Below are 20,977 nucleotides of genomic sequence, written 5' to 3' on the forward strand. Positions count from 1 at the left end.
GGTGTGTCGCCGGCCGGTGCGGGCGCGCCTACGGCCGGGCGGGCCGGTGCGGCGTCCCCGCCACCCGGCTCCGGCGGGCCGTACGCGGCGGAGCCGGCGTGATCCGGGTCCTGCTGGTCGACGACCAGCACCTGATCCGCGCGGGCCTGCGGATGCTCTGCGAGGCTCAGCCCGACATCGAGGTCGTCGGGGAGGCCGACAACGGCCGCGACGCGGTCACCCTGGCCGCCCGGCTCGTCCCCGACGTGGTGGTGATGGACCTACGGATGCCCGGTGTCGACGGGATCACCGCGACCGGTCGCATCCTCGCCGACCGGCCCGGCATCCGGGTGCTGGTGCTGACCACGTTCGGCGACGACGACCACCTCTATCCCGCGTTGACCGCCGGGGCCTGCGGGTTCCTGCTCAAGGACGCCCCGCCCGCCGACCTGATCGAGGGCGTCCGGCGGGCCGCCGCCGGGGGCAGCCCGTTCAGCGAGGACGTGTTGCAGCGGCTGGTCCGGCGGGCGGTGCACGCCCGTGCCGCGCCGCCACGGCCGGTGGCGGGCCTGACCGCCCGCGAGCGGGACGTGCTCGATCTGGTGGCCGAGGGGCTGTCGAACACCGAGATCGCCGACCGGCTGCACATCGGGGTGACCACGGTCAAGACCCACATCACCAGCCTGATGACCAAGACGGACAGCCCGAACCGGGTACGCCTGGCCCTGTTCGCCCGGGGCGGCTGAGCCCACCGTCGTCCGCTGTGCCCGCTGCGGCTGTCGGCCGGCCCGGCTATCCTGCGCCGACGCCGGGACGCTCCGGCGACCGGCTCGGGGTGGGAGGTCAGGTGACGGCAGGGGACACGGACCCGGTGGCGTACCAGGTGGCCGTTCGCGCGGTGGCACAGGAATCGGGCGCGGGTCGGGTCGCCGCACTGCGTCGGCTCGGTGCGCTGGCGGCGGGGCATCCCGGGCTCCGGCCCCGGGCCATCGAGTCGGTCGCCGAGCACCTACGGGCCCCGTACGACGCCGACGGGTGGGATGCCGACGCCCGGCGGGAGGCGGGCCGGGTGCTCGCCGGGCTGCTGCGCGCCGGGGCGACGGCGAACCCACCGGGCGGGCCGGTGGGCGGGGCCGCCGATCGGCAGCCGTCGTCGCCCGCCGTCGCCCTCGACCTGCGGGAAGCGACCCTGGTGGACCTCGACCTGGGTGGCTGTGTGCTGGGTGCGGTCCGGTTCGCCGACGCCCGGTTCCTCGGGGCCACCTCGTTCGTCGACGCCCGGTTCACCGCCGCCGCCGACTTCGCCCGCGCCGTCTTCCACGGCACGGCCCGGTTCACCGGGGCCCGGTTCCTCGGCCATGCCGGGTTCGGTCGGGCCCGGTTCCGCGCCGACGCCGACTTCACCGGGGTCTGGTTCACCGCGATCGCCTGGTTCGCCCGGGGCGAGGACGAACTGTGGGAGGAGGACCCGGCCTGGGAGACCATCGAGGAGGCCCGCCCGGCCCCCTGGGACGAGCCGAACGAGGACGACCCGCACTGGCCCGTCGCCGTCCTGATGGGTGACTACCAGGAGTGGAGCGAGGGCGGTGACGGCGCCCGGTTCGTCGGGCCGGTGTCGTTCCGGCAGGCCCACTTCGACGGTCCGGCCTGGTTCTTCAAGGCGCGGTTCGGTGCCGACGCGACGTTCCGGCAGGCGCGGTTCGGTGGACCGGTCCACCTCGACCAGCCGGCCGTGGACCTCGCCGGCGCGCGGTGGGCCGCTGCCGCCGATGACGGGCCGGTGTGCTGGCCGCTCGGCTGGACGCCGGCACCGGCCCTTGCGGGGGACGGCGCGGAGCTGGTGCCCGACCACTCCGTTAGCCCGTACGCGCGCCAGCTCGCCGACGCCGACCCCGACGTCCGCCGGGCGGGGCTGGAGATCCTCGCCGATCTCGGTGACGCCCGGCCGGAGCTGCGGCAGCGGGTGGTGGACACCGTCTGCGGCTACCTGCGTACGCCGCTGTCGTTCGACCTGACCGGCGTCCGCACCGGCGACCAGGCGGCTGAGGTGGAGCTGCGGCGCACCGCGCAGCGGACGCTCGCGGTGCGGCTGCGGCCGTCGGCCGGCACCCCCGACGCGCCGCCGCACTGGGCGGGGATGGATCTGGCGCTCTGCGGGGCCACCCTGGTCGACCTCGACCTCACCGGTTGCCACGTCGGCTACGCCGACTTCACCGGCGTCCAGTTCCACGGCGTCACCCGGTTCGCCGGGAGCGTCTTCGCCGGGGCGGCCTTCCGGCTCGGCGGTGCCGACGGGCGGGCGTCGTTCCACGGCGCGGTCAGCTTCACCGGGGCGCGGCTCGACGGTCGGCGCAGTGTCCGCGAGGTCCTCGGTGAGGTCAGCCGGTCACCCTGGCGATGAACGCGGCGACGTTCGCCACCGTCCGCCGGGCCTTCTCCTCGAGGGTGAGCGACTCCGGCATCCGGGCACCGGGGCCGGCGTCCTTGCGCCCCCGCACGTACAGGGAGCAGGCGAGGTCGGTGCAGATGTAGGTGCCCACGGAGTTGCCCTGCTGACCGGCCCGACCCGCCTTCGCCGCGACCATCAGGGAGACGCCGCCGGCCGGGCTGGTCAGGCAGATCGCGCACATGCCGCGCGGTGGTTGCCGGGTGGTGGGGGTGGGGCAGCGCAGGGCCAGCGCCTTCCGGCGGCCGTCCAGCTCGGCGACGAGGTAGGCGCGGTCCGGTGCCCGGGGGTCCCGCCAGCCGAGGTAGTCCAGGTCGGCCCAGGGTTGCTGGGCCAGGTCGCGGGGCACGTACAGCCGCTTGGTCTCGCCCTTGGTGCAGTTCACGAATGCGGCCCGAATCTCCTGCTCGGTGAGGGGTGTCATGCGGGCCACGCTAATTTCCCTAAAACCTTTAGGCAAACACATAATGGGCTATGGCACGTGCGGGACTGACCACGGAACGCCTCACCCGGGCCGGGGCCGAGCTGGCCGACGAGGTCGGCTTCGACCGGGTGACCCTCTCGGCGCTGGCCCGACGCTTCGACGTCACGGTCGCGAGCCTCTACTCACACCTGAAGAACTCCCAGGACCTGCGTACCCGGATCGCCCTGCTCGCCCTCGACGAACTCGCCGTCCGGGCCGCCGACGCCCTGGCCGGACGGGCCGGCCGGGACGCGCTGGCCGCCCTCGGCGGCGTCTACCGCGACTACGCCCGGGAGCATCCGGGCCGGTGGGCCGCCGCCCAACTCAGGCTCGACCCGGCCACCGCCGCCGCCAGCGCCGGTGGCCGGCACGCCGAGCTGACCCGGGCCATCCTGCGCGGCTACCGGCTGAGCGAGCCCGACCAGACCCACGCGGTCCGGCTACTGGGCAGCGTCTTCCACGGCTATGTCAGCCTCGAACTGGGCGGCGGGTTCAGCCACAGCGCTCCGGACACCGCGCAGACCTGGGTGCGGGTCCTGGACGCCCTGGACGCCCTGCTGCGCAACTGGCCCGCACCCTGACCGCCGTGGTGGGGACGCACGCCGGGGTCGGCGGGACGCACGCCGGGGTCGGCGGCGGCGCTAGCGTGGACGCCGGACGATCCGCACGCCGATGGCGACCGCGCCGATGACCAGCAGGCCGCCCAGGAACTGGAGGCCGGGGGAGTCGTCGGACTCGCCGAGCACGACGCCGGCCACACCGGCGGCCAGGACCACGACGGCGGCGAGGGCGAGCAGGTATCTCACGGCATCGGCTCCTCGTCGTCGACGAATTCGAGCAGGTCGCCCGGCTGGCAGTCGAGCACCCGGCAGATCGCCTCCAGCGTGCTGAACCGCACCGCCTTGGCCCGGCCGTTCTTCAGCACGGCGACGTTCGCCGGGGTCAGCCCGACCCGCTCGGCGAACTCTCCGACGCTCATCTTGCGCTTGGCCAGTTCGACGTCGATGCGTACGACGATGGGCATCAGATCACCGCCTCCAGGTCGGTACGCAGCGCGGTGGCCTGCCGCAGCAGCGCCCGCATCACCACCATGAGCAGCCCGAGCACGGTGACGCCCACCGACAGGAGGAACAGCAGCATCGGCAGCCCGGGGTCGTCGGCGTGGAACCCGACATAGAGGAAGACGCCCACCAGCACCAGCCAGCCGGCGGCGATGGCCCAGACGATGGCGTCCACCCAGGCCAGCGCGGGCTCGCTGAAGATCCGGTCGTGGCGGACCAGGGTGAGCAGCCGCCAGGTGGCCACGATCACCACCTGGACGCAGAGCACCCAGAACACCGTCACGGCGGTGGCCGGCCAGCGCAGGTACGCCTGCTCGGGCGCCTCGCGCGCCAGGTGGGCGAACTGGCCGGGCAGCGACATGGTCTGGAACAGGACCAACACCGCGAACAGGACCACGAGGAACCCTCTGAGGGCGGTGACCGCCCAACGCGCCGTCGTCATGTATCGACTATCGCTCGTAAGCTATCGAAAGTCAATCGACTCCGGCGGGTGGGCGGTGACCCGGCACCGTCAGGGGATCGGCCACTCGTGGACCGGGCGGTTGCTGTGCATCAGCTCGACGTAGTGCCGGACCACCTCGCGCAGCGCCTCCGGCCGGTCGAGATGGTCGGCGGACTCCAACCGGTGCAACGTCGCCACCTGCCAGCTCGCGCCGTTGCGCCCGGTCAGGCAGCGCTGCTCGATGATGCCGAGCAGCCGGTCGCGTTCGGCCGGATCCACCCCCCACCCGTCCAGCCCCTGGTGCGCCAGCGGCAGCAGCCGGCGCAGCACCAGCTCGGTCGCCGGCAGGTAGCCCAGGCCCGGCCAGTAGACCTGCGCGTCGATGCCGTGCCGGGCGCCGCTGGTGAAGTTCTCCTCCGCCGCGCTGAACGACATCTGCGACCACAGTGGCCGGTCCGACTCGGCGAGCGCCCGGACCAGCCCGAAATAGAACGCGCCGTTGGCGATGGTGTCCACCACGGTCGGCCCGGCCGGCAGCACCCGGTTCTCCACCCGCAGGTGCGGGCGGCCCTTCCACACGTCGTACACCGGCCGGTTCCAGCGGTAGATGGTGCCGTTGTGCAACCGCAGCTCGGCCAGCCTCGGCACCCCGCCGGCGGCCAGCGTCTGCGCCGGGTCCTCCGGGTCGCCGACCGGCAACAGCGCCGGGAAGTAGCGCACGTTCTCCTCGAACAGGTCGAAGACGCTGTTGATCCAGCGCTCACCGAACCAGACCCGCGGGCGTACCCCCTGGGCCTTGATCTCCTCCGAGCGGGTGTCGGTGGCCTGCTGGAACAGCGGCACCCGGGTCTCCCGCCACAACTCGCGGCCGAAGAACAGCGGGGAGTTCGCGCCCAGCGCGAGCTGGATCCCGGCGACCGCCTGGGCGGCGTTCCAGTATGCGGCGAAGTCGACCGGGCTGACCTGGAGGTGGAACTGGGTGCTGGTGCAGGCCGCCTCCGGGGTGATGGTGTCGGCCGTGGTGGCCAGCCGCTCCACCCCGCTGATCGCGATCCGCAGGTCCTCACCCCGGGCGGCGAAGATCTGCTCGTTGAGCAGGGCGTAGCGCGGGTTCGCCGACAACGCCCCGGCGGTCAGGTGCCCCGGCTCCAGGGTGGGCAGAATGCCGATCATCACCATGTGGGCGTCGACCGTGCGGGCCTTCTCCTCGGCGGCGTTCAGGCTGGCCCGGACGTGCTGCTCGAACTCGGCCGTGCCGGTGCCGACGAGCCGCCGGGGCGCCACGTTGATCTCCACGTTGAACTGGCCCAGCTCGGTCTGGAAACTGGGATCGGCGACAGCGGCCAGCACGTCGGCGTTGCGCATCGTCGGCCGGGAGTCGTCGTCGACCAGGTTCAGCTCGATCTCCAGACCGGTCATCGGCCGTTCGACGTCGAACCGGGACTCCCGCAGCATCTCGGCGAAGACGTCCAGACACCGCCGGACCTTCTCCCGGTAGCGGGCCCGATCCTCCCGACTGAACGTGCGCGCTCCGACTTCCTCGCCCATGGTCACCCGCCCTGTCACCCGTTGGTTCTGTCAACCTCGCACGTCCCGGACGGACCGGGAAGACCCGAAGGACCCTCTACGTACCCACCGGCGACCCGGGTGATCCCCGTCGCCCGGCGGTCATCCCGCGACAGGTGACGACGAGGGCTGGCTACCATGACCCGATGCGCGAGAAGGTGACCCGGTTGTTCGTGGCGGCGGCGATCGCCGAGGCGTGCTCGTGGCTGGCCCTGCTGGTCGGCATGGCGGTCAAGTACGGCCCGCCGGGCAACGAGATCGGCGTGCAGATCTCCGGGCCGATCCACGGCGCGCTCTTCGTGGCCTACGGGCTCCTGGTGCTCGCCGTGGCCCGGCTGCACCGGTGGTCCCTCGGCGTCACCCTCGTCGCCCTGCTCTGCGCGGTGCCGCCGTTCGCCACCCTGCTCTTCGAACGCTGGGCCGCCCGCCGGGGGATGCTGCGGGCCGCCGGGGCGTCGCCCCGCCCGCTGACCCCGGTCGGCTGACCCGGGCCGGCGACCGACCCGGGCCGACGGCCCCGGGTGGTGCGCCGTCAGGTGAGGACCACGGCGGCGGCGACCAGCAACACCAGCACCGCCCCCAGCACCGCCTGGATCAGCAGCGGCGGACCGAGGTGGCTCCACACCGTGGCGGTACGCGGGGTGAGCAGCTGACCGGTGGTCAGGTTGACGATCCGTTCGATGCGCGGGGGCAGGTCGACGTCCTGCGGACGGAGGGTCAGCTGCACCCAGTCGGACGGGTGCACCGCGCTCTGCGGCAGGTGCCCGTGCAGCTCCACCTCGTAGAGCAGGCCCTTGTCGTCGCGCACCCGCACCGGGGTGACCAGGAACTCCGGACCCTTCTTCAGGTCCTTCCACGTGCGGCGCGCGCCCCCGCCGGCCCGGGACAGGGCGGCGCGCACCAGCATCACCAGCAGGCCCGCCACGCTCGCCGCAGTCAGCACCGCCACCAGCACCGGCTGGCCGATCCTGACCTCGCGGGGGTAGCCGTCCATGAAACGGACCACCCGCCCGGTGAGAATCCGTTGGGTCGGGCGTACCACCCGATTTCGGAGATCGCTGTCCATGTTCACCACCGAGAGTCCCTTTCCGTGCACAGATGGTATCCGTCGCGCGGCCAGAACGACGTGAATGAACCGGAGAGTCACGGCCGTCGCGACAGCGGGTGAGACAGGCCGGCTGGCCGGCGGCCCGGTCGAGGTGACATCCCGGGCGGCGCGGGTAAGCGGGCGGCCGAGCCGGAAAGGGGTCGAGCATGCAGCTGTCGTTCCTACGCCCGCTCTACGACCGTCCCGGGCCGTGGTGCTCGGTCTACCTGGACGCCTCCCGGGACACCCAGGACGCGCGTCCGGCGTTGGACCTGCGCTGGCGGGCCCTGGCCGACCAACTCGCCGCCGACGGCGCGGACGAGCCGACCATCGCGGCACTGGACCGGGTGGTCCGGGGCCACGACCCGCTGCCGGGCGACTACGGGTTGGCCGCGTTCGCCAGCGGGGGCCGGGTGGTGCTGTCCGAGTACCTCGCCGCGCCGCCACTGCGCGACCTGTCCGCGTACACCCCGCTGCCGCACGTCATGCCGCTGCTCGCGCAACGCGGTGAACAGGTGGCCTGGGTCCGGGTGCTCGCCGACCGCACCGGCGCGGACGCGGTCGCGGTCAGCGCCGGCGGGGTGCCCCGACGGGCCCACGTCACCGGCCGGCAGACCTACCCGCTGCGCCGGGTGCAACCCGGCGGCTGGTCCCAGTCCCGCTACCAGCGGGCCGCGATGGAAGCCTGGCACCACAACGCCGGGGACGCCGCCGCGGCCACCGCCGAGCTGGCCGACCGGGTCGGCGCGGACGTGGTGGTCGTGGCCGGGGACATCCGGGCCACCGGGATGATCGCCGCACAGCTGCCGGCCCGCTGGCAGGACGTGGTGGTCCGCACCGATGCCGGCTCCCGGGCCGGCGGCGCCGACCCGGCCGCGATGGACGACGTCACCGTGCAGACCATCGCCGAGGTCGCCGACCAGCACGTCACCGCCGCGCTGGACCGGTTCGGCACCCAGGAGGACGTCGGCGCGGGGCTGGACGCCGTGGTGGCCGCCCTGCAACGTCACCAGGTCGACACCATGCTGCTCGTCGACGACCCGTCGGCCATCGGTGAGCTGTGGATCGGACCTCGGCCCACCGACATCGCCACCGCACCCGGCCAGCTCGCCGCCGTGTCCGACCCGCAACGGGTCCGCGCCGACGCGGCACTGGTCCGGGCACTGGTCGGCACGGACGCGGACCTGACCGTCCTCGGCCCGGACGAGGCGCCCGAGCTGGCCGACGGCGTCGGCGCGGTGCTGCGGTACGTCGACCCGGCCACCCCGGGACGCGACGATGGCTGACCGTACGGTCGCACACCTGGTGGTGGAGCGGCTGCGGGCCTGGCGGGTGCCCCGCGTCTTCGGCTGCCCGGGGGACGCGATCGCCCCGGTGGTCGAGGCGCTGGCCACGGCCGGCGGGGACCCGGAGTTCGTCCCCGCCCGGCACGAGGAGACCGCCGCCTTCATGGCGACCGGGCACGCCAAGTTCACCGGCGGCATCGGGGTCTGCCTGGCCACCCAGGGCCCGAGCGCGGTGCACCTGCTCAACGGCCTGTACGACGCGAAGCTGGACAGCAAGCCGGTGGTGGCGATCGTCGGGGAGGACGTCACCGGCCCGCTCGGTGAGGTGCACGAGGAGATCGGGCTGAGCCGCCTCTTCGGCGACGTCTGCCACCAGTTCGTCCGCTACGGCCGTACCCCGGCCCAGGTGCCGGCGCTGCTCGATCAGGCGTTCCGCACCGCCGCGGCGACCCGTAGCCCGACCTGCGTGGTGCTGCCCCGCGCGTTGCAGGTCGCCATGGTGCCCGACCTGCAACCGGACGCGGCGGGCGTGCTCAACGCGACGCCGGGTGAACCGCTGGCCCGGGTGCTGCCACACCAGGCGGACCTGGACGCCGCCGCGGCGCTGCTCACCGTCGGACAGCGGGTGGCGATCCTGGTCGGGCAGGGCGGGCGGGGCGCCGCGGCGCAGATCACGGCGCTGGCCGACCGGCTGGGCGCCGGGGTGGCCACCTCCCTGCCGGGCAAGCCGGTGCTCGACGAGCGGTTGCCGTTCCACACCGGGGTGCTCGGTGAGGTCGGCACCACCGCCGCCGCGCAGCTGATGGGTGGCGCGGACACCCTGCTGCTGGTGGGCACCAACGACCCGTGGACCGACTACCTCCCGATGCCCGGCCAGACCCGGACCATCCAGATCGACATCGACGGGCGGCGGATCGGCAGCCGGTACCCGGTGGACGTGCCGCTGGTCGGCGACGCCACCGAGACCCTGCGCGCGCTGCTGGCCCAGGTCGCCGACCGGCCCAACCGGCAGTGGCGGGCCACCGTGGAGGGCTCCGTCGACCGGTGGCGCGTGGAGGCCGCAGCCCGCGCCGCCGAGCCGGCCGAGCCGGTCAACCCGCAGCTGGTGCTGCACGAGTTGTCCGCCCGGCTGCCCCGCACCGGCTCGGTCGCCGTGGACGTCGGTTCGGTGCTCTACTGGTACGCCCGCCACCTGGAGCTGCCGCCCGGGGTCGACGCGCAGCTCTGCGGCGCACTCGGCTCGCTGGGGTGCGCCGTGCCGTACGCGCTCGCCGCGAAGCTGGACCGCCCGGACGAGCCGGTGGTCGCCCTGCTCGGCGACGGCGCGATGCAGCTCAACGGGCTCGCCGAGCTGATCACCGTGGCGCACCGCTGGCAGGAGTGGGCCGATCCCCGGCTGGTGGTGCTGGTGCTCAACAACCGCGACCACTCCGGGCTGGGCAACGGCCGGTGGGTGCCCGGTGTGCCCGGTCGACGGGCCGACGTGCCGTACGCCGGTTGGGCCCGGCTGCTCGGCCTGCACGGCGTCCGGGTGGACCGGCCGGAGCTGGTCGGCGCGGCCTGGGACGAGGCGCTCGCCGCCGACCGGCCGTGTGTGCTGGAGGCGGTGGTGGACCCGACGGTGTCGCTGCGGGTGCCCGAACCGGCCCTGGCCGACCTGCGGAGCCTCTTCGCCGACGGCGACGCCACCCGACGCATCCGGGACCGGATGATGTCGGCCGAGCGGTCGATCGTCGAGGCGGAGGATCTCGTTTAGCGCCCCTCGGGCTGCGCACTCACCGTCCCGATCTGCCCCGGCCGGCGCAACCCCGGCGGACCCGTCCGGGGCCGGGCCGGGCTGGGCGGTGGCGGCCCCGCTGCACCGGTAGGGCCTACCGGTGGTGGGTCGAGGATTGCGCCCGGCGGGGCGGGATGCCCCGTTTAGACCCCAGAGGGAGGGGAAGCCGGCCCGCGTGGTGAGTGAGCGAGGCGGGGTGGAGCCGGCGCCGGTGGTGCCGGCGGGGCTGACGGCCCAGGGTGCGGGACTGGCCGGCGACCGGGTCGTGGCGGTGGGCAGCACCGCGCGGGTGCTGGTGGCCGCCGCCGCCCGCGCGCTGCGCGGGGTGGACTGCGCCGACCTGGGACACCCGACCCCACCCTCCCGGTTGCTCGCCGCGCCGGAGCCGGTCCGGCGGGTGGCCGCCGCGCGGGCCGCCGGCCGGGTGGCGCTCACCGCCGCGCAGGCCGCCGAGGTGGACGGGGAACGGGTGGCCCGGTGGATCGTCGACCAGTACCCCCGGGAGCGGTACCCGGCGCTGGTGCTGGGCTCACCGCACGCCGCCGCCGTGCACCTGGCCGTGGCGCTCGGGGTGCCCTGGCTGCCCGCCGGGTTCGAGATGTCCGCGCACTGGACGCACGGCGCGGTGGACCGGCCCGGGGCCGCCCTGGACCAGGGTGCCGCGTTCGCCGCCCGGGTCCTCGCCGGCAACCCCGACCTGCACGTACGTCAGGTGCACTGCCCGGCGAGCCGGGGCGCGCTGGCCGGCGTCACCATCAGCCTGGTGGCCCGGTGGCGGGCCCTGCCGGTGGCGTACGCCCGGTTCCTGGCCGACCGGTTGACGCCCCGGGCGGTGGTGCTGCTGGTCGGCGACGAGCGTCGGTGGCCGGTCTCGGACTCCGGGCAGGGGCACAGCTTCCAGCTCGGCTCCCCGGCCAGCGGGTTGGCGCCGGTCGACTTCCACCCGGACTCGCCCGCCCTGCGTCAGGTCCTGCGGGCGGCCGGCGGGACCGGGCAGGGCTGGGAGCCGCCGCCGGTCACCGCCGCCCGGGAATCCGCGGAGCACGGGGTGGAACCGGGCTTCACCCGGGCGCTGGGCCACTGGGCCCGTGCCCGGGGGCACGAACTGCGTCAGGTGCGGACGCCGCACCCCGGGGTGCTCAGCGCGGCGACCGCCGACCTGTACCGCCGGTGGCTGCGCCGGGCCGGCAAGAGCGGTGACCGGTTGGTGGTGGAGTGCGGCCGGCTGTTCGACCCGTGGCAGGTGGTGCGGGCGGGGCTGGTGCCGTACTGGTGCGAGAACGCGACCCGGCGCAGCGTCGAGGAGGTGGAGTGGTGGCTCGCCGGCAGCGAGCCGTTCAGCTCGGTGGACGTGCTGCCCGAATCGCCGGGGATGCGCTCACCGGCGCTGGCCGGGCTGCCGCAGTGGTTGGCGGTGGCGGCGTTCGGCCGTCGTCGTCGGGCCCTGGACCGGACCGCCGCCCGGGGCTACCCGGTCGCCTCGGTGGCCACCCGGCGGGCCACCGAGGTGCTGCGCGGTCAACCGTACGACCTGCCGACGCCGCCGCCGCTGGGCGTCGACGACGCGCTGGCCGGGCTCCGGGACGCGGGCGCTGCGCTGGGGTTGGCCGTCTCCTGACCGGCCCACCCGTCCGGCGCGGACGCGACCGCCTCGGGCGGAGGATGGGCGGCCGGTAGCCCGGAAAGGGGACGCCGGGGGTGTCCGCGCCGTCCGGCCCGACCCGGCACACCGAAACATCCTCGCGAACCCGGGACCGCGTGGTTGAGTACCTGGGGAGCGGGAAGACCGCTCGCCGCGACGGTGCGATCACGCCGGGTGGCGACCGGTCATCGTCTCCGCGCGTCCGGTGATCCCGGCGCGGCACGTGACCCCACTTCCGACCCGGTGCGTGGTGCCACCACGCGCACGACCGGTTCGATCCGGGCGGGGACCTTCCTGAGGGAGGCGCGGATGTTCGGACAGACCACCACGACCACACCACCTCCGACCGAACGGGGTCTGGAGGACCTGGACGCCGCCGCGATGGCCTACGCCGCGCGGATCGCGGGCCTGCCACCGGAGCGCCGCGGAGAGGCGCGCGAGGACCTGGTCCGGTTCGCCCTGCCGTTCGCCGGCAGGCTGGCCCGCCGTTACCGGGGGCGGGGTGAGCCGCTGGAGGATCTGGAGCAGGTGGCCCGGCTCGGCCTGGTCAACGCCGTCGACCGGTACGACCCCGAGCGCGGCTCGTTCACCGCGTACGCGGCGATCACCATCGTCGGGGAGATCAAGCGGCACTTCCGGGACCGCACCTGGGGGGTGCACGTGCCCCGTCGGTTGCGCGACCTGATCCTGGAGGTCGGGCAGGCCACCTCGGCGCTGACCAGCGAGCTGTCCCGGGCGCCGAGCGTGGCCGAGTTGGCGGTCCGGCTGGAGACGCCGGAGGAGGAGATCCTCGCCGCCCTGGAGTCGGCCGCCGGGTACAGCCCCGCCTCGCTCAACGCGCCGGTCGGCGGGGAGAGTTCCGCCGAGTTCGGTGACCTGGTGGGCGAGTCGGACAACGCGCTGGAGTCGGTGGACGACCGGGTGACGGTCAGCGGGCTGCTGCACCGGCTGCCCTGGCGGGAGCGACGCATCCTGGCGATGCGCTTCTACGGCAACCAGACCCAGGCGGAGATCGCCGCCCGGTTCGGCATCTCCCAGATGCACGTGTCCCGGCTGCTGTCGCGGGCGTTGACCTGGCTGCGTCAGGCGATGCTCGCCGACACCCCGCCGCCGTGGCAGAACGGCACCGCGGAGACGGAGACCGGCCGGAACCGGATCGCGGTCAAACGCACCGCGGAGCGGACGGTGGTGGAGGTCGGGGGCGAGATCGACCGCGACGGCGCGGACCAGTTGCGCCGGATGATGCTGGAGGCGGTCGCCGGGCAGCCCCGCGAGCTGGTGGTGGACCTGGACGGCGCGGGTGGCGTCGACGCCGGTGGCATCGCCGCGCTGGTGGCCGGCCGGGACGCCGCCGTCCGCACCGGAGTGCCGTTGCGGCTGACCCGGGTCCAGCCGGCGGTACGACGGTCGTTGGCCGCCGCCGGCCTGCCGGCCACCGTGGACGCCTGACACCCGGCCACCGTGGACGCCTGAGACCCGGCCGCCCGGCCACCGGACCGTCCTGGTCCCCAGATGGCCCCTGAGTGCGACGACGACCGCCGGGCCGGCACCCCCGCACGGGGTGCCGGCCCGGCGGTCGGTCGTCGGTCAGCGGTGCCCGGGTTCGTCGTCGGTGCCGTGCGGGTGACGCCACCGCTCGGGGGTGTCCGGGTTCGCGCCGCCGGGCTGGTCGCTCTCCGGGGCGTCGGAGTGCGCGAAGCCGGGCCGGCGGACGTCCTCCGGCTCGGGCACGTTCACCGGGCGGGCACCGGACTGCGGGGCGGGTTGGTACTCCACCGCCTCCCGGGCGCCGTGCGCGCCCTCGGCCGCCGGCGACTCGGGGACGTGCCGTTCGTGGTGCAGCTCGTCGTGCAGTTCCTGCGGTGGCCGGGTGGTGCGTTGCGGCAGGTCCCGGCCGAGGTCGGCGACGAGGGGGCCGTACTTGGCGTCGAAGGCGGGCCGCTCGGAGCGGATCCGGGGCATCCGGTCGAAGTTGCGCAACGGCGGCGGGCAGGTGGTGGCCCATTCCAGCGAGTTGCCGAAGCCCCACGGGTCGTCCACCGTGACCAGTGCGCCGTACCGCCAGGACTTCCAGACGTTGTAGAGGAAGAACAGGGTGGACGCGCCGAGCACGAACGAGCCGACGGTGGAGATCATGTTGAGCGTGGTGAAGCCGTCTCCGGGCAGGTAGTCGGCGTACCGCCGGGGCATGCCCTCGTCGCCCAGCCAGTGCTGGACCAGGAAGGTGGCGTGGAAGCCGACGAACATGGTCCAGAAGTGCAGCTTGCCGAGCCGCTCGTCGAGCAGCCGGCCGGTCATCTTGGGGAACCAGAAGTAGACCCCGCCGAACGCGGCGAACACGATGGTGCCGAAGAGCACGTAGTGGAAGTGCGCCACCACGAAGTACGAGTCGGTGACGTGGAAGTCCACCGGGGGGCTGGCCAGCAGCACCCCGGTCAGACCGCCGAGCAGGAACGTCACCAGGAAACCGATGGCGAACAGCATCGGGGTCTCGAAGGTGACCTGCCCCTTCCACATGGTGCCGATCCAGTTGAAGAACTTCACCCCGGTGGGCACCGCGATCAGATAGCTGAGGAAGCTGAAGAACGGCAGCAGCACCTGGCCGGTGGCGAACATGTGGTGCGCCCAGACGGTCATCGACAGCACGGTGATCGCGACCGTGGCCAGCACCAGGCCGGTGTAGCCGAAGATCGGTTTGCGGCTGAAGACCGGGATGATCTCGGTGATGATGCCGAAGAACGGCAGCGCCACGATGTAGACCTCGGGATGGCCGAAGAACCAGAACAGGTGTTGCCACAGCATCGGCCCGCCGGTCGCCGGGTCGTAGACGTGGGCGTCGAGCAGCCGGTCCGCCCCCAGCGCCAGCAGCGCGGCGGCCAGCAGCGGGAAGACCAGGATCACCAGGACGGCGGTGAGCAGCATGTTCCAGGTGAAGATCGGCATCCGGAACATGGTCATGCCGGGCGCGCGCAGGGTCAGCGTGGTGGTGATCAGGTTGACCGCGCCGAGGATGGTGCCCAGGCCGGAGACGACCAGGCCGACCACCCACAGGTTCGCGCCGATGCCCGGGGAGTGCGTCGCGTCGCTGAGCGGGTTGTACGCCGTCCAGCCGAAGTCGGCCGCGCCACCGGGGGTGAGGTAGCCGCCGACGACCATGGTGCCGCCGAACAGGTACAACCAGTACGCGAACGCGTTGAGCCGGGGGAACGCCACGTCCGGGGCGCCGATCTGCAACGGGACGATGTAGTTGCCGAAGGCGAACACCAGCGGGGTGGCGAAGAGCAGCAGCATGATCGTGCCGTGCATGGTGAACGCCTGGTTGTACTGCTCGGGGGAGAGGAACTGCATCCGGGGCCGGGCCAGCTCGGCCCGGATGAGCAGGGCGAGCACCCCGCCGATCAGGAAGAACACGAACGACGTGGTCAGGTAGAGCAGGCCGATCTGCTTGGCGTCGGTGGTGCCGAGCAGCCGCAGCAGCTTGTTGCCGGGCAGCGCCGGACGGACCGGGCCGGGGAAGCCACCGAACCGGGCCGGGGCGAGGATCGCCGGGCCGCGGTCTCGTGCGGGTTCCGTGGTTACCCGTCTGGGCATGGCTCTCTCACCCCGTCGTGACGACAGAAAGGACGGGCGCGACTACCCGTCCCTCCGCCCATGTAACCAGGCGAGAGAGGGAATTTCGGTCAATTCGCGGGCAGGAGTGCCCAAACCACCTTGCCGTCGGTCAGCGGGGAGCTGCCCCAACGCTGCGCCATCTCCCGGATCAGCAGCAGCCCCCGGCCCCCCTCGGCCGCCAGGCTCGGGCTGCCCGCGCGCGCCGCCGTCCGACTGCCGTCGGCGACCGCCACCCGCAGGTACGGCTGGTGCAGGGTCAGCGTGATCCGCATCGGGGTATGGGCGTGTCGCACCACGTTGCCGACCAGCTCACTGAGCACCAGCGACGCCGGCTCCACCAGGTGCGGCACGTTCCACCGGGAGCAGGCGTCACCGACCAGCTCCCGGGCCCGCCGGCAGGCCCCCGCCACCGGCTCCAACCGGGCCCGCAACCGGGGTGCGGCGGCCGCCCCGGCCAACCGGGTCGCCTCGGCGCAGTCCTGCCGCACCGGCACCACCCGGCAGGTGGTGGAGAGGGCCAGCCAGGCCGCGACGTCCGGCGGGGGAGAGCAGAGCACCACCGGCACGGCCGGCCAGTCGGCGGCCTGCCGGGCGGTGGCGGCGAAGACCGACAGCGCCAACCGGTCGGCGACGGTCACCCCGCCCAGGTCGACCACCAGCGCGTCCGGCTGGGTGGTCAGGCAGCGGTCCAGCACGGTGTGCACGGCGCGCATGGTGCCCAGGTCGAGCGCGCCGGCGAGGCGTACGACGGTCACGGGTGACTCGTCGTGGACCTCGCAGGTTATCCGGCTGGCCATCGGCCCCTCGATTCGCTCGCGGTGCTGGGCAGAACCGCCAGGTACCCGCAGCCCGGCGGGACGAAACCGGGCCCGGACCAGGACGGTCCGGGCCCGGAGGGGTCCGCTCGGCTCAGGCGGCCTGGAGCTGCGGCGTCCGGGCCGCGGCGCGGACCGTCTCGTAGAGGGTGACGTACCGCTGCGCCATCACCGCCGGGGTGAACCGCTCGGCGGCCTCCCGCCGGCACTCGTCCGGATCGAGCCGGCGCGCCGCCAGCAGCAGCTCACCCAGCTCCTCCTCGTCGTCGGTGAGCAGACCGGTGCGCCCGTGCGCGATCAGCTCGGGCAGGCAGCCCCGGCCGGTCGCCACCACCGGCGTGCCCAACGCCAGCGACTCCACCACGGCGGTCCCACCGGGCTCCTCCCAGCGCAGCGGGAACAGCGACGCCCGCGCCCCGGCCAGCAGGTCGTCGCGCTCCCGGCCGGCCACCGTGCCCACCCAGCGGACCACGTCCCCGTCGATGTGCGGGGCGACCTGGTCGTAGAAGAACCGCACGTCCGGGTTCTGCCGGGCCTCCTCGCCCGCCGCGGCCAGGTCCGCCGGCCGGTGGTACGGCCCGACCGGGCCGGCCAGCACCAGCGGCACCCCGGTACGCCGGGCCAGCCGGGCGCCGACGTCCTGACCCTTGCCCGGGTTGATCCGGCCCAGAATGATCGTGTAGTCGCCCTTCTCCGGCCGGGGCGCCCGGTCGGCGTGCACGGCGAGCGGGGTGGACAGGTGCACGTGCCCGACCGAGTGTGCCCGCAGCGCCCGGGGCGCGCGGGCCAACTGGGCGGCGGAGACCCCGTTGACCCGGACCCGTGCCCCGGCGTCGAGGTTGCCGTACAGCTCGGGGTGCTTGGCCAGATCCCAGTGCAGGGTGTGCAGCACCGGTGGGGCGGCCGGCCCCATCGCCGCGAGGGTGGCCAGCCCGACCGCCTCCACGTGGTCGTGCACCAGGTCGATGTCGGCCCGGCCGTGCACCTGCCGGACCACCCCGGCCAGGTGCGCCTGGGACACCCCGCACACCTGGTTGTAGGGCCGTTGCAGCGCCGCGAACTGCCCGTCGTCGTAGACCGAGAACTTCTCGTCCACCGGCAGGGTGCTCGACCCCACCGAGGCCAGCACCACCTTCACCCCGAGCCGGCGCAGCTCGGGCACCAGGGTGGCGATGACGTTCTCGATGCCGCCGTAGCCGGGGGGTGGCACGGACAGCCACGGGCCGGCGTTCATCAGCACGGTGAGGCTCATGATCGGGAATTCCTCTCGGGACGGCCGGAGTCCCGGGCGGGCAGCCATCCACTCGTCGGGCGGCACTGTTGCGGGGGCCGTCGGGTCGGCGCGCTCCGCGGCGTCACGCGGCCACCCGCCGGCGCGGCAGCCGGGGCCGTAGCTCGGCCAGGGGTGGACGTTCCTGCACCGAGACGTCGTTGACGACGATCTCCCGGTCGAGATTCGGCAGCGCCTCCGAGCCACCCCGGCGGAACTGGGTCAGGACGGTTCCCGGGTTGGTGCCCGGGGCGGCCCAGCCCCGTCGCTGCAACCGCGTCCAGGCGGTGTGCATGATCTGCGCGGACATCCGGCCCAGGGCTGCGGTGTCCTGGTGCCGGTGCTTGCGTTCACCCAGGTCCACCTGGGCCAACGCGTCCAGACCGACCAGTTCCAGCAGGTCGATCAGCATGGCCGTCTCGACCCCGTAGCCGGTGACGAACGGCACCCGCTCCAGCACCTCGCGGCGGCCGGCGTACTCGCCCGCCAGGGGTTGCACGAAGCCGGCCAGTTCCGGCCAGAACAGGTTCAGCAGTGGTCGGGCCATCAGCTCCGTCACCCGCCCGCCGCCGTCGGTCTCCACGCTGGTCGCTCCCACCAGCGGCCGGTGGTAGAAGCCCTTGACGAACTCGACCGACGGATCGACCAGCAGCGGGCCGATCAGACCGGTCACGAAGTGCGGCCGGAACTCCCGCAGGTCGGCGTCGACGAATGCGACGACGTCGCCCTCGGCGGCGGCCAGGCCGGCCCAGAGCGCGTCGCCCTTGCCGGTCAGCCGGGGCAGGCCCCGGGTCATCTCGTCCTGACCGACCACCTCCGCGCCGGCGGCCCGGGCCACCTGGGCGGTCCGGTCGGTCGACCGGGAGTCCACCACGATCAGCTCGTCGACCAGGGGAACCCGGTCCATCAGGTGTTCCCGGATCGTCGCGACGATCGCCCCGACGGTGGCTTCCTCGTTGCGGGCGGGTAGCACCACGCTGACCCGGTTCTCCCCCTTCGCCCTCATCAGCCGTCGCGTGGGCCAGTCCTGCGCCGACGTCGTCCGATAGGTGGCCCACGCCTCGACGACAGGTGAGACGGTCGGTTCTGTATCCCGCACTGGCAAACCCCCCAGATCCGTGGCGGAAAACCCGAACTTGGTTTTCCCACCCCCGTACAGCCGCTAACCGGATAATCCCTAACAGCTTGATCACATCGCTCCACCGGCCGGTTCCCGGCACGTGAACGCTGTGTTGCGGGCGGCCCCGGGTTTCGCCCCACCCCGGCGGGGGGAGTGCTGACGGCGTTGGTCGTGACCGCGTCGAGAGGGCCGAGGGAATGCGTACGTGCCGGGTGGGGCTGGTCGGGGCCGGCGGGGTGGCGCAACGTCACGCCCGCGTGCTGGGGAGTTTCGCGGACGTGGAGTTGCTCGGTGTCACCGACGTGAACCGGGACGCCGCGGCGGAACTGGCCGCCGCGCACTCCGCGCGCGTCTGCGCCGACGTCGACGAGCTGCTGGCCGCCGGCCCGGACGCCGTCTACGTGTGCGTGCCCCCGTTCGCGCACGGGCCGGTGGAGGAGGCCGTGATCGCGGCCGGCGTGCCGATGTTCGTGGAGAAGCCGGTCGCGGTCGACCTGGACACCGCCGAGCGGATCGCCGCCCTGGTCCAGGAGAAGGGGCTGCTCACCGCCGTCGGCCACCACTGGCGTTACCTGCACGTGGTGGCGCAGGCCCGGCAACTGCTCGCTGACCGTCCGGTCCGGATGGTCAACGGCGCCTGGCTGGACAAGGTGCCCCCGGTGGCCTGGTGGGCGGTGCGGGACCGCTCCGGCGGCCCGGTCGTCGAGCAGGCCGCCCACGTGCTGGACCTGATCCGCGCGCTGGTCGGTGAGGTCGTCGAGGTGACCGCGTACGGCGACGGCAGCCCGCCGCCGGTCGAGGGTGCCGACATCGACTCGGTGACCGCCGCCACGCTGCGCTTCGCCGACGGGGCGGTGGGCACCCTCGCCGCCGCCTGCGTGCTGGGCTGGAAGCACCGCGCCGGCCTGGAGATCCTCGCCGACGGGCTGGCCATGTCGCTGGCCGAGGACGGCCTGACCATCCGCGACGCCGACGGGGAACGGCACCTGCCGGCCGACCCGGAGGACGCCCGGATCGCCGTCGACCGCGCCTTCGTCGACGCGGTCACCGGCGTCGGTGACGACATCCGGGTGCCGTACGCGGAGGCGTTGCGCACCCAGCGACTGGCGATCGCGGTCGCGCAGAGCGCCCGCACCGGCCGCCGCATCACCCTGCCCACCGGCCCGGCCGCGCTGACGCCGGTGGTCGGCGGCGTCCGGCCCGTCGGCGTGCCGGCGGGGGTGGCCGCCGATGCGTGACACGGTGGTGGTGGTCACCGGCCCCGGGCGGGTCGAGCTGGCCGAGCAGGAGGCCGGTGAGCTGCGCGACGGCATGATCCGGGTGCGGACCCGCCACAGCGGGATCTCCGCCGGCACCGAGCTGAGCTTCGTCAAGGGCACCAACCCTTACCTCAACGTCACCTTCGACACCGGCCTCGGCCTGTTCCGGCCCGGGGCGGCCAGCACCCCGTACCCGGTGAACCGGCTCGGCTACATGCAGGTCGGTGAGGTGGTGCAGAGCCGTACCCCGGCGATCGCCGTCGGCACCGTCGGCGCGATGACGTACGGCCACCGCACCGGGTACGTCGCCGACCCGTTGGCCGAACGGTTCGTGCCGCTGCCCGACGATCTCGATCCCTTGCTCGGCGTCTACGTGGCCCACATGGGGCCGATCTGCGCCAACGGGCTGCTGCACGCCGCCGCCGACCTGTGTGGCACCGATGTCCGCTCGCTCGGCGACGGGGTGCGCGGCCGGCGGGTCGCGGTGGTCGGCAGTGGCGTGGTGGCCCTGCTCACCGCCCTGTTCGCCCGGCAGCACGGCGCGGCCTCGGTGGTGGTGGTCGACCCGACGCCGCAGCGCCGGCAGGTCGCCGAGGCACTCGGCCTGGAGACCCTGGACCCGGACGCCGACGATCCCGCCGTGGTGCTCAAGACCCGGTGGCACCACAGCGCCGGGGACCGGGGTGCCGACGTGGTGTTCCAGTGCCGGGGCCAGGACTGGGCGCTGCACCTCGCGCTGCGCCTGCTGCGACCCCAGGGCACCGTGATCGACCTGGCGTTCTACCAGGGCGGCGCGGACGCGGTCCGGCTCGGCGAGGAGTTCCACCACAACGGGCTGTCGCTGCGCTGCGCCCAGATCGGCCGGGTGCCCCGTGGCCTCGCCCCCACCTGGGACCGGGAACGGCTCTCCGCCGAGACGATCGACCTGCTGCGGTGGCACGGCGACCTGATCCGCAAACACCTGATCTCCGCCGTGGTCCCGTTCGCGGAGGCGCCCACCCTCCTCACCGACCTGGCCGCACGCCGCCGCCAGGAACTCCAGGTCATCCTCACCCCCTGACACCCCCTGCCCCCGCCCCGCCCTCGCCTCGCCTCGCCCCGCCCCGCCCCGCCCCGCCCCGGTGATCAAGAGGTTTACGTCATGGTGGAACG

General features: G+C 73.9%; 20 protein-coding genes. 10 read left to right on the top strand and 10 right to left on the bottom strand.

The annotated features are described in order from the left end of the window. Positions 1 to 98: 98 nt before the first annotated feature. Both ACQP1S_RS13885 and ACQP1S_RS13890 read left to right on the top strand, forming a co-directional pair. The gene (locus ACQP1S_RS13885) at positions 99 to 725 is read left to right on the top strand and encodes a response regulator transcription factor (protein ID WP_363673867.1); all 627 of its coding nucleotides are present in this window, start codon (positions 99 to 101) and stop codon (positions 723 to 725) included. Between the two features lie 101 nt (positions 726 to 826). Beyond that, positions 827 to 2,380, top strand: coding sequence for a pentapeptide repeat-containing protein (locus tag ACQP1S_RS13890; RefSeq protein WP_432908002.1), 1,554 nt, complete (start codon positions 827 to 829; stop codon positions 2,378 to 2,380). Here the strand turns inward: ACQP1S_RS13890 and ACQP1S_RS13895 are convergent. Further along, complete coding sequence (locus ACQP1S_RS13895; protein ID WP_432906877.1) at positions 2,358 to 2,849, bottom strand: FBP domain-containing protein; 492 nt, start codon at positions 2,847 to 2,849, stop codon at positions 2,358 to 2,360. The two genes, ACQP1S_RS13890 and ACQP1S_RS13895, sit on opposite strands and share 23 nt — an antisense overlap. Positions 2,850 to 2,899: 50 nt before the next feature. Between ACQP1S_RS13895 and ACQP1S_RS13900 the strand changes: the two genes are divergently transcribed. Beyond that, the gene (locus tag ACQP1S_RS13900) at positions 2,900 to 3,469 is read left to right on the top strand and encodes a TetR/AcrR family transcriptional regulator (RefSeq protein WP_432906879.1); all 570 of its coding nucleotides are present in this window, start codon (positions 2,900 to 2,902) and stop codon (positions 3,467 to 3,469) included. Between the two features lie 60 nt (positions 3,470 to 3,529). Here the strand turns inward: ACQP1S_RS13900 and ACQP1S_RS13905 are convergent, their stop codons facing one another. From ACQP1S_RS13905 to ACQP1S_RS13920, 4 genes are all read right to left on the bottom strand, one after another. Beyond that, positions 3,530 to 3,694: a hypothetical protein gene (locus ACQP1S_RS13905; protein WP_432906881.1), complete on the bottom strand. Its 165-nt coding sequence runs from the start codon at positions 3,692 to 3,694 to the stop codon at positions 3,530 to 3,532. Continuing rightward, on the bottom strand, positions 3,691 to 3,912 hold the full coding sequence (locus tag ACQP1S_RS13910) for a helix-turn-helix domain-containing protein (RefSeq protein ID WP_432906883.1): 222 nt from the start codon (positions 3,910 to 3,912) through the stop codon (positions 3,691 to 3,693). The genes ACQP1S_RS13905 and ACQP1S_RS13910 overlap by 4 nt, the downstream gene beginning before the upstream one ends. Then, complete coding sequence (locus ACQP1S_RS13915; RefSeq protein WP_432906885.1) at positions 3,912 to 4,391, bottom strand: DUF2975 domain-containing protein; 480 nt, start codon at positions 4,389 to 4,391, stop codon at positions 3,912 to 3,914. The genes ACQP1S_RS13910 and ACQP1S_RS13915 overlap by 1 nt, the downstream gene beginning before the upstream one ends. Before the next feature lie 69 nt (positions 4,392 to 4,460). Beyond that, complete coding sequence (locus tag ACQP1S_RS13920; RefSeq protein WP_432906887.1) at positions 4,461 to 5,939, bottom strand: glutamate--cysteine ligase; 1,479 nt, start codon at positions 5,937 to 5,939, stop codon at positions 4,461 to 4,463. A gap of 164 nt (positions 5,940 to 6,103) precedes the next feature. Between ACQP1S_RS13920 and ACQP1S_RS13925 the strand changes: the two genes are divergently transcribed. Continuing rightward, the gene (locus tag ACQP1S_RS13925) at positions 6,104 to 6,442 is read left to right on the top strand and encodes a DUF3817 domain-containing protein (RefSeq protein ID WP_432906889.1); all 339 of its coding nucleotides are present in this window, start codon (positions 6,104 to 6,106) and stop codon (positions 6,440 to 6,442) included. Positions 6,443 to 6,489: 47 nt separating this feature from the next. Here the strand turns inward: ACQP1S_RS13925 and ACQP1S_RS13930 are convergent, their stop codons facing one another. Then, the gene (locus ACQP1S_RS13930; RefSeq protein ID WP_176738829.1) at positions 6,490 to 7,032 is read right to left on the bottom strand and encodes a hypothetical protein; all 543 of its coding nucleotides are present in this window, start codon (positions 7,030 to 7,032) and stop codon (positions 6,490 to 6,492) included. A 179-nt stretch (positions 7,033 to 7,211) separates the two neighbouring features. On the opposite strand from ACQP1S_RS13930, the gene ACQP1S_RS13935 reads away from it, so the two are divergent. From ACQP1S_RS13935 to ACQP1S_RS13950, 4 genes are all read left to right on the top strand, one after another. Next, complete coding sequence (locus ACQP1S_RS13935) at positions 7,212 to 8,330, top strand: Vms1/Ankzf1 family peptidyl-tRNA hydrolase (protein ID WP_432906891.1); 1,119 nt, start codon at positions 7,212 to 7,214, stop codon at positions 8,328 to 8,330. Beyond that, positions 8,323 to 10,086, top strand: a complete 1,764-nt coding sequence (locus tag ACQP1S_RS13940) for a thiamine pyrophosphate-binding protein (RefSeq protein WP_432906893.1) — start codon at positions 8,323 to 8,325, stop codon at positions 10,084 to 10,086. Before ACQP1S_RS13935 ends, ACQP1S_RS13940 begins: the two co-directional genes overlap by 8 nt. 247 nt (positions 10,087 to 10,333) lie before the next feature. Further along, entirely contained in the window at positions 10,334 to 11,725 is a 1,392-nt protein-coding gene (locus ACQP1S_RS13945; protein ID WP_432908005.1) for a hypothetical protein, read from the top strand. A gap of 333 nt (positions 11,726 to 12,058) precedes the next feature. Further along, positions 12,059 to 13,198: a SigB/SigF/SigG family RNA polymerase sigma factor gene (locus ACQP1S_RS13950; protein WP_432906894.1), complete on the top strand. Its 1,140-nt coding sequence runs from the start codon at positions 12,059 to 12,061 to the stop codon at positions 13,196 to 13,198. Positions 13,199 to 13,336: 138 nt separating this feature from the next. Here the strand turns inward: ACQP1S_RS13950 and ctaD are convergent, their stop codons facing one another. The 4 genes from ctaD to ACQP1S_RS13970 form a co-directional block, all read right to left on the bottom strand. Next, positions 13,337 to 15,340 (bottom strand): aa3-type cytochrome oxidase subunit I, encoded by a 2,004-nt coding sequence (gene ctaD / locus ACQP1S_RS13955; RefSeq protein ID WP_432906896.1) that lies wholly within the window; start codon positions 15,338 to 15,340, stop codon positions 13,337 to 13,339. Positions 15,341 to 15,429: 89 nt separating this feature from the next. After that, entirely contained in the window at positions 15,430 to 16,116 is a 687-nt protein-coding gene (locus ACQP1S_RS13960; RefSeq protein ID WP_432906898.1) for an ATP-binding protein, read from the bottom strand. Positions 16,117 to 16,270: 154 nt separating this feature from the next. Further along, positions 16,271 to 17,428, bottom strand: coding sequence for a glycosyltransferase (locus ACQP1S_RS13965; protein ID WP_091239336.1), 1,158 nt, complete (start codon positions 17,426 to 17,428; stop codon positions 16,271 to 16,273). A gap of 103 nt (positions 17,429 to 17,531) precedes the next feature. Continuing rightward, entirely contained in the window at positions 17,532 to 18,455 is a 924-nt protein-coding gene (locus ACQP1S_RS13970; protein WP_432908008.1) for a glucosyl-3-phosphoglycerate synthase, read from the bottom strand. A gap of 308 nt (positions 18,456 to 18,763) precedes the next feature. Between ACQP1S_RS13970 and ACQP1S_RS13975 the strand changes: the two genes are divergently transcribed. Then, positions 18,764 to 19,804, top strand: a complete 1,041-nt coding sequence (locus tag ACQP1S_RS13975) for a Gfo/Idh/MocA family protein (RefSeq protein ID WP_432906900.1) — start codon at positions 18,764 to 18,766, stop codon at positions 19,802 to 19,804. Further along, positions 19,797 to 20,885: a zinc-dependent alcohol dehydrogenase gene (locus ACQP1S_RS13980; RefSeq protein ID WP_432906902.1), complete on the top strand. Its 1,089-nt coding sequence runs from the start codon at positions 19,797 to 19,799 to the stop codon at positions 20,883 to 20,885. The genes ACQP1S_RS13975 and ACQP1S_RS13980 overlap by 8 nt, the downstream gene beginning before the upstream one ends. The last annotated feature ends 92 nt before the right edge of the window (positions 20,886 to 20,977 follow it).

It is taken from the genome of Micromonospora matsumotoense, assembly GCF_050951065.1.
Lineage (GTDB): Bacteria > Actinomycetota > Actinomycetes > Mycobacteriales > Micromonosporaceae > Micromonospora > Micromonospora matsumotoensis.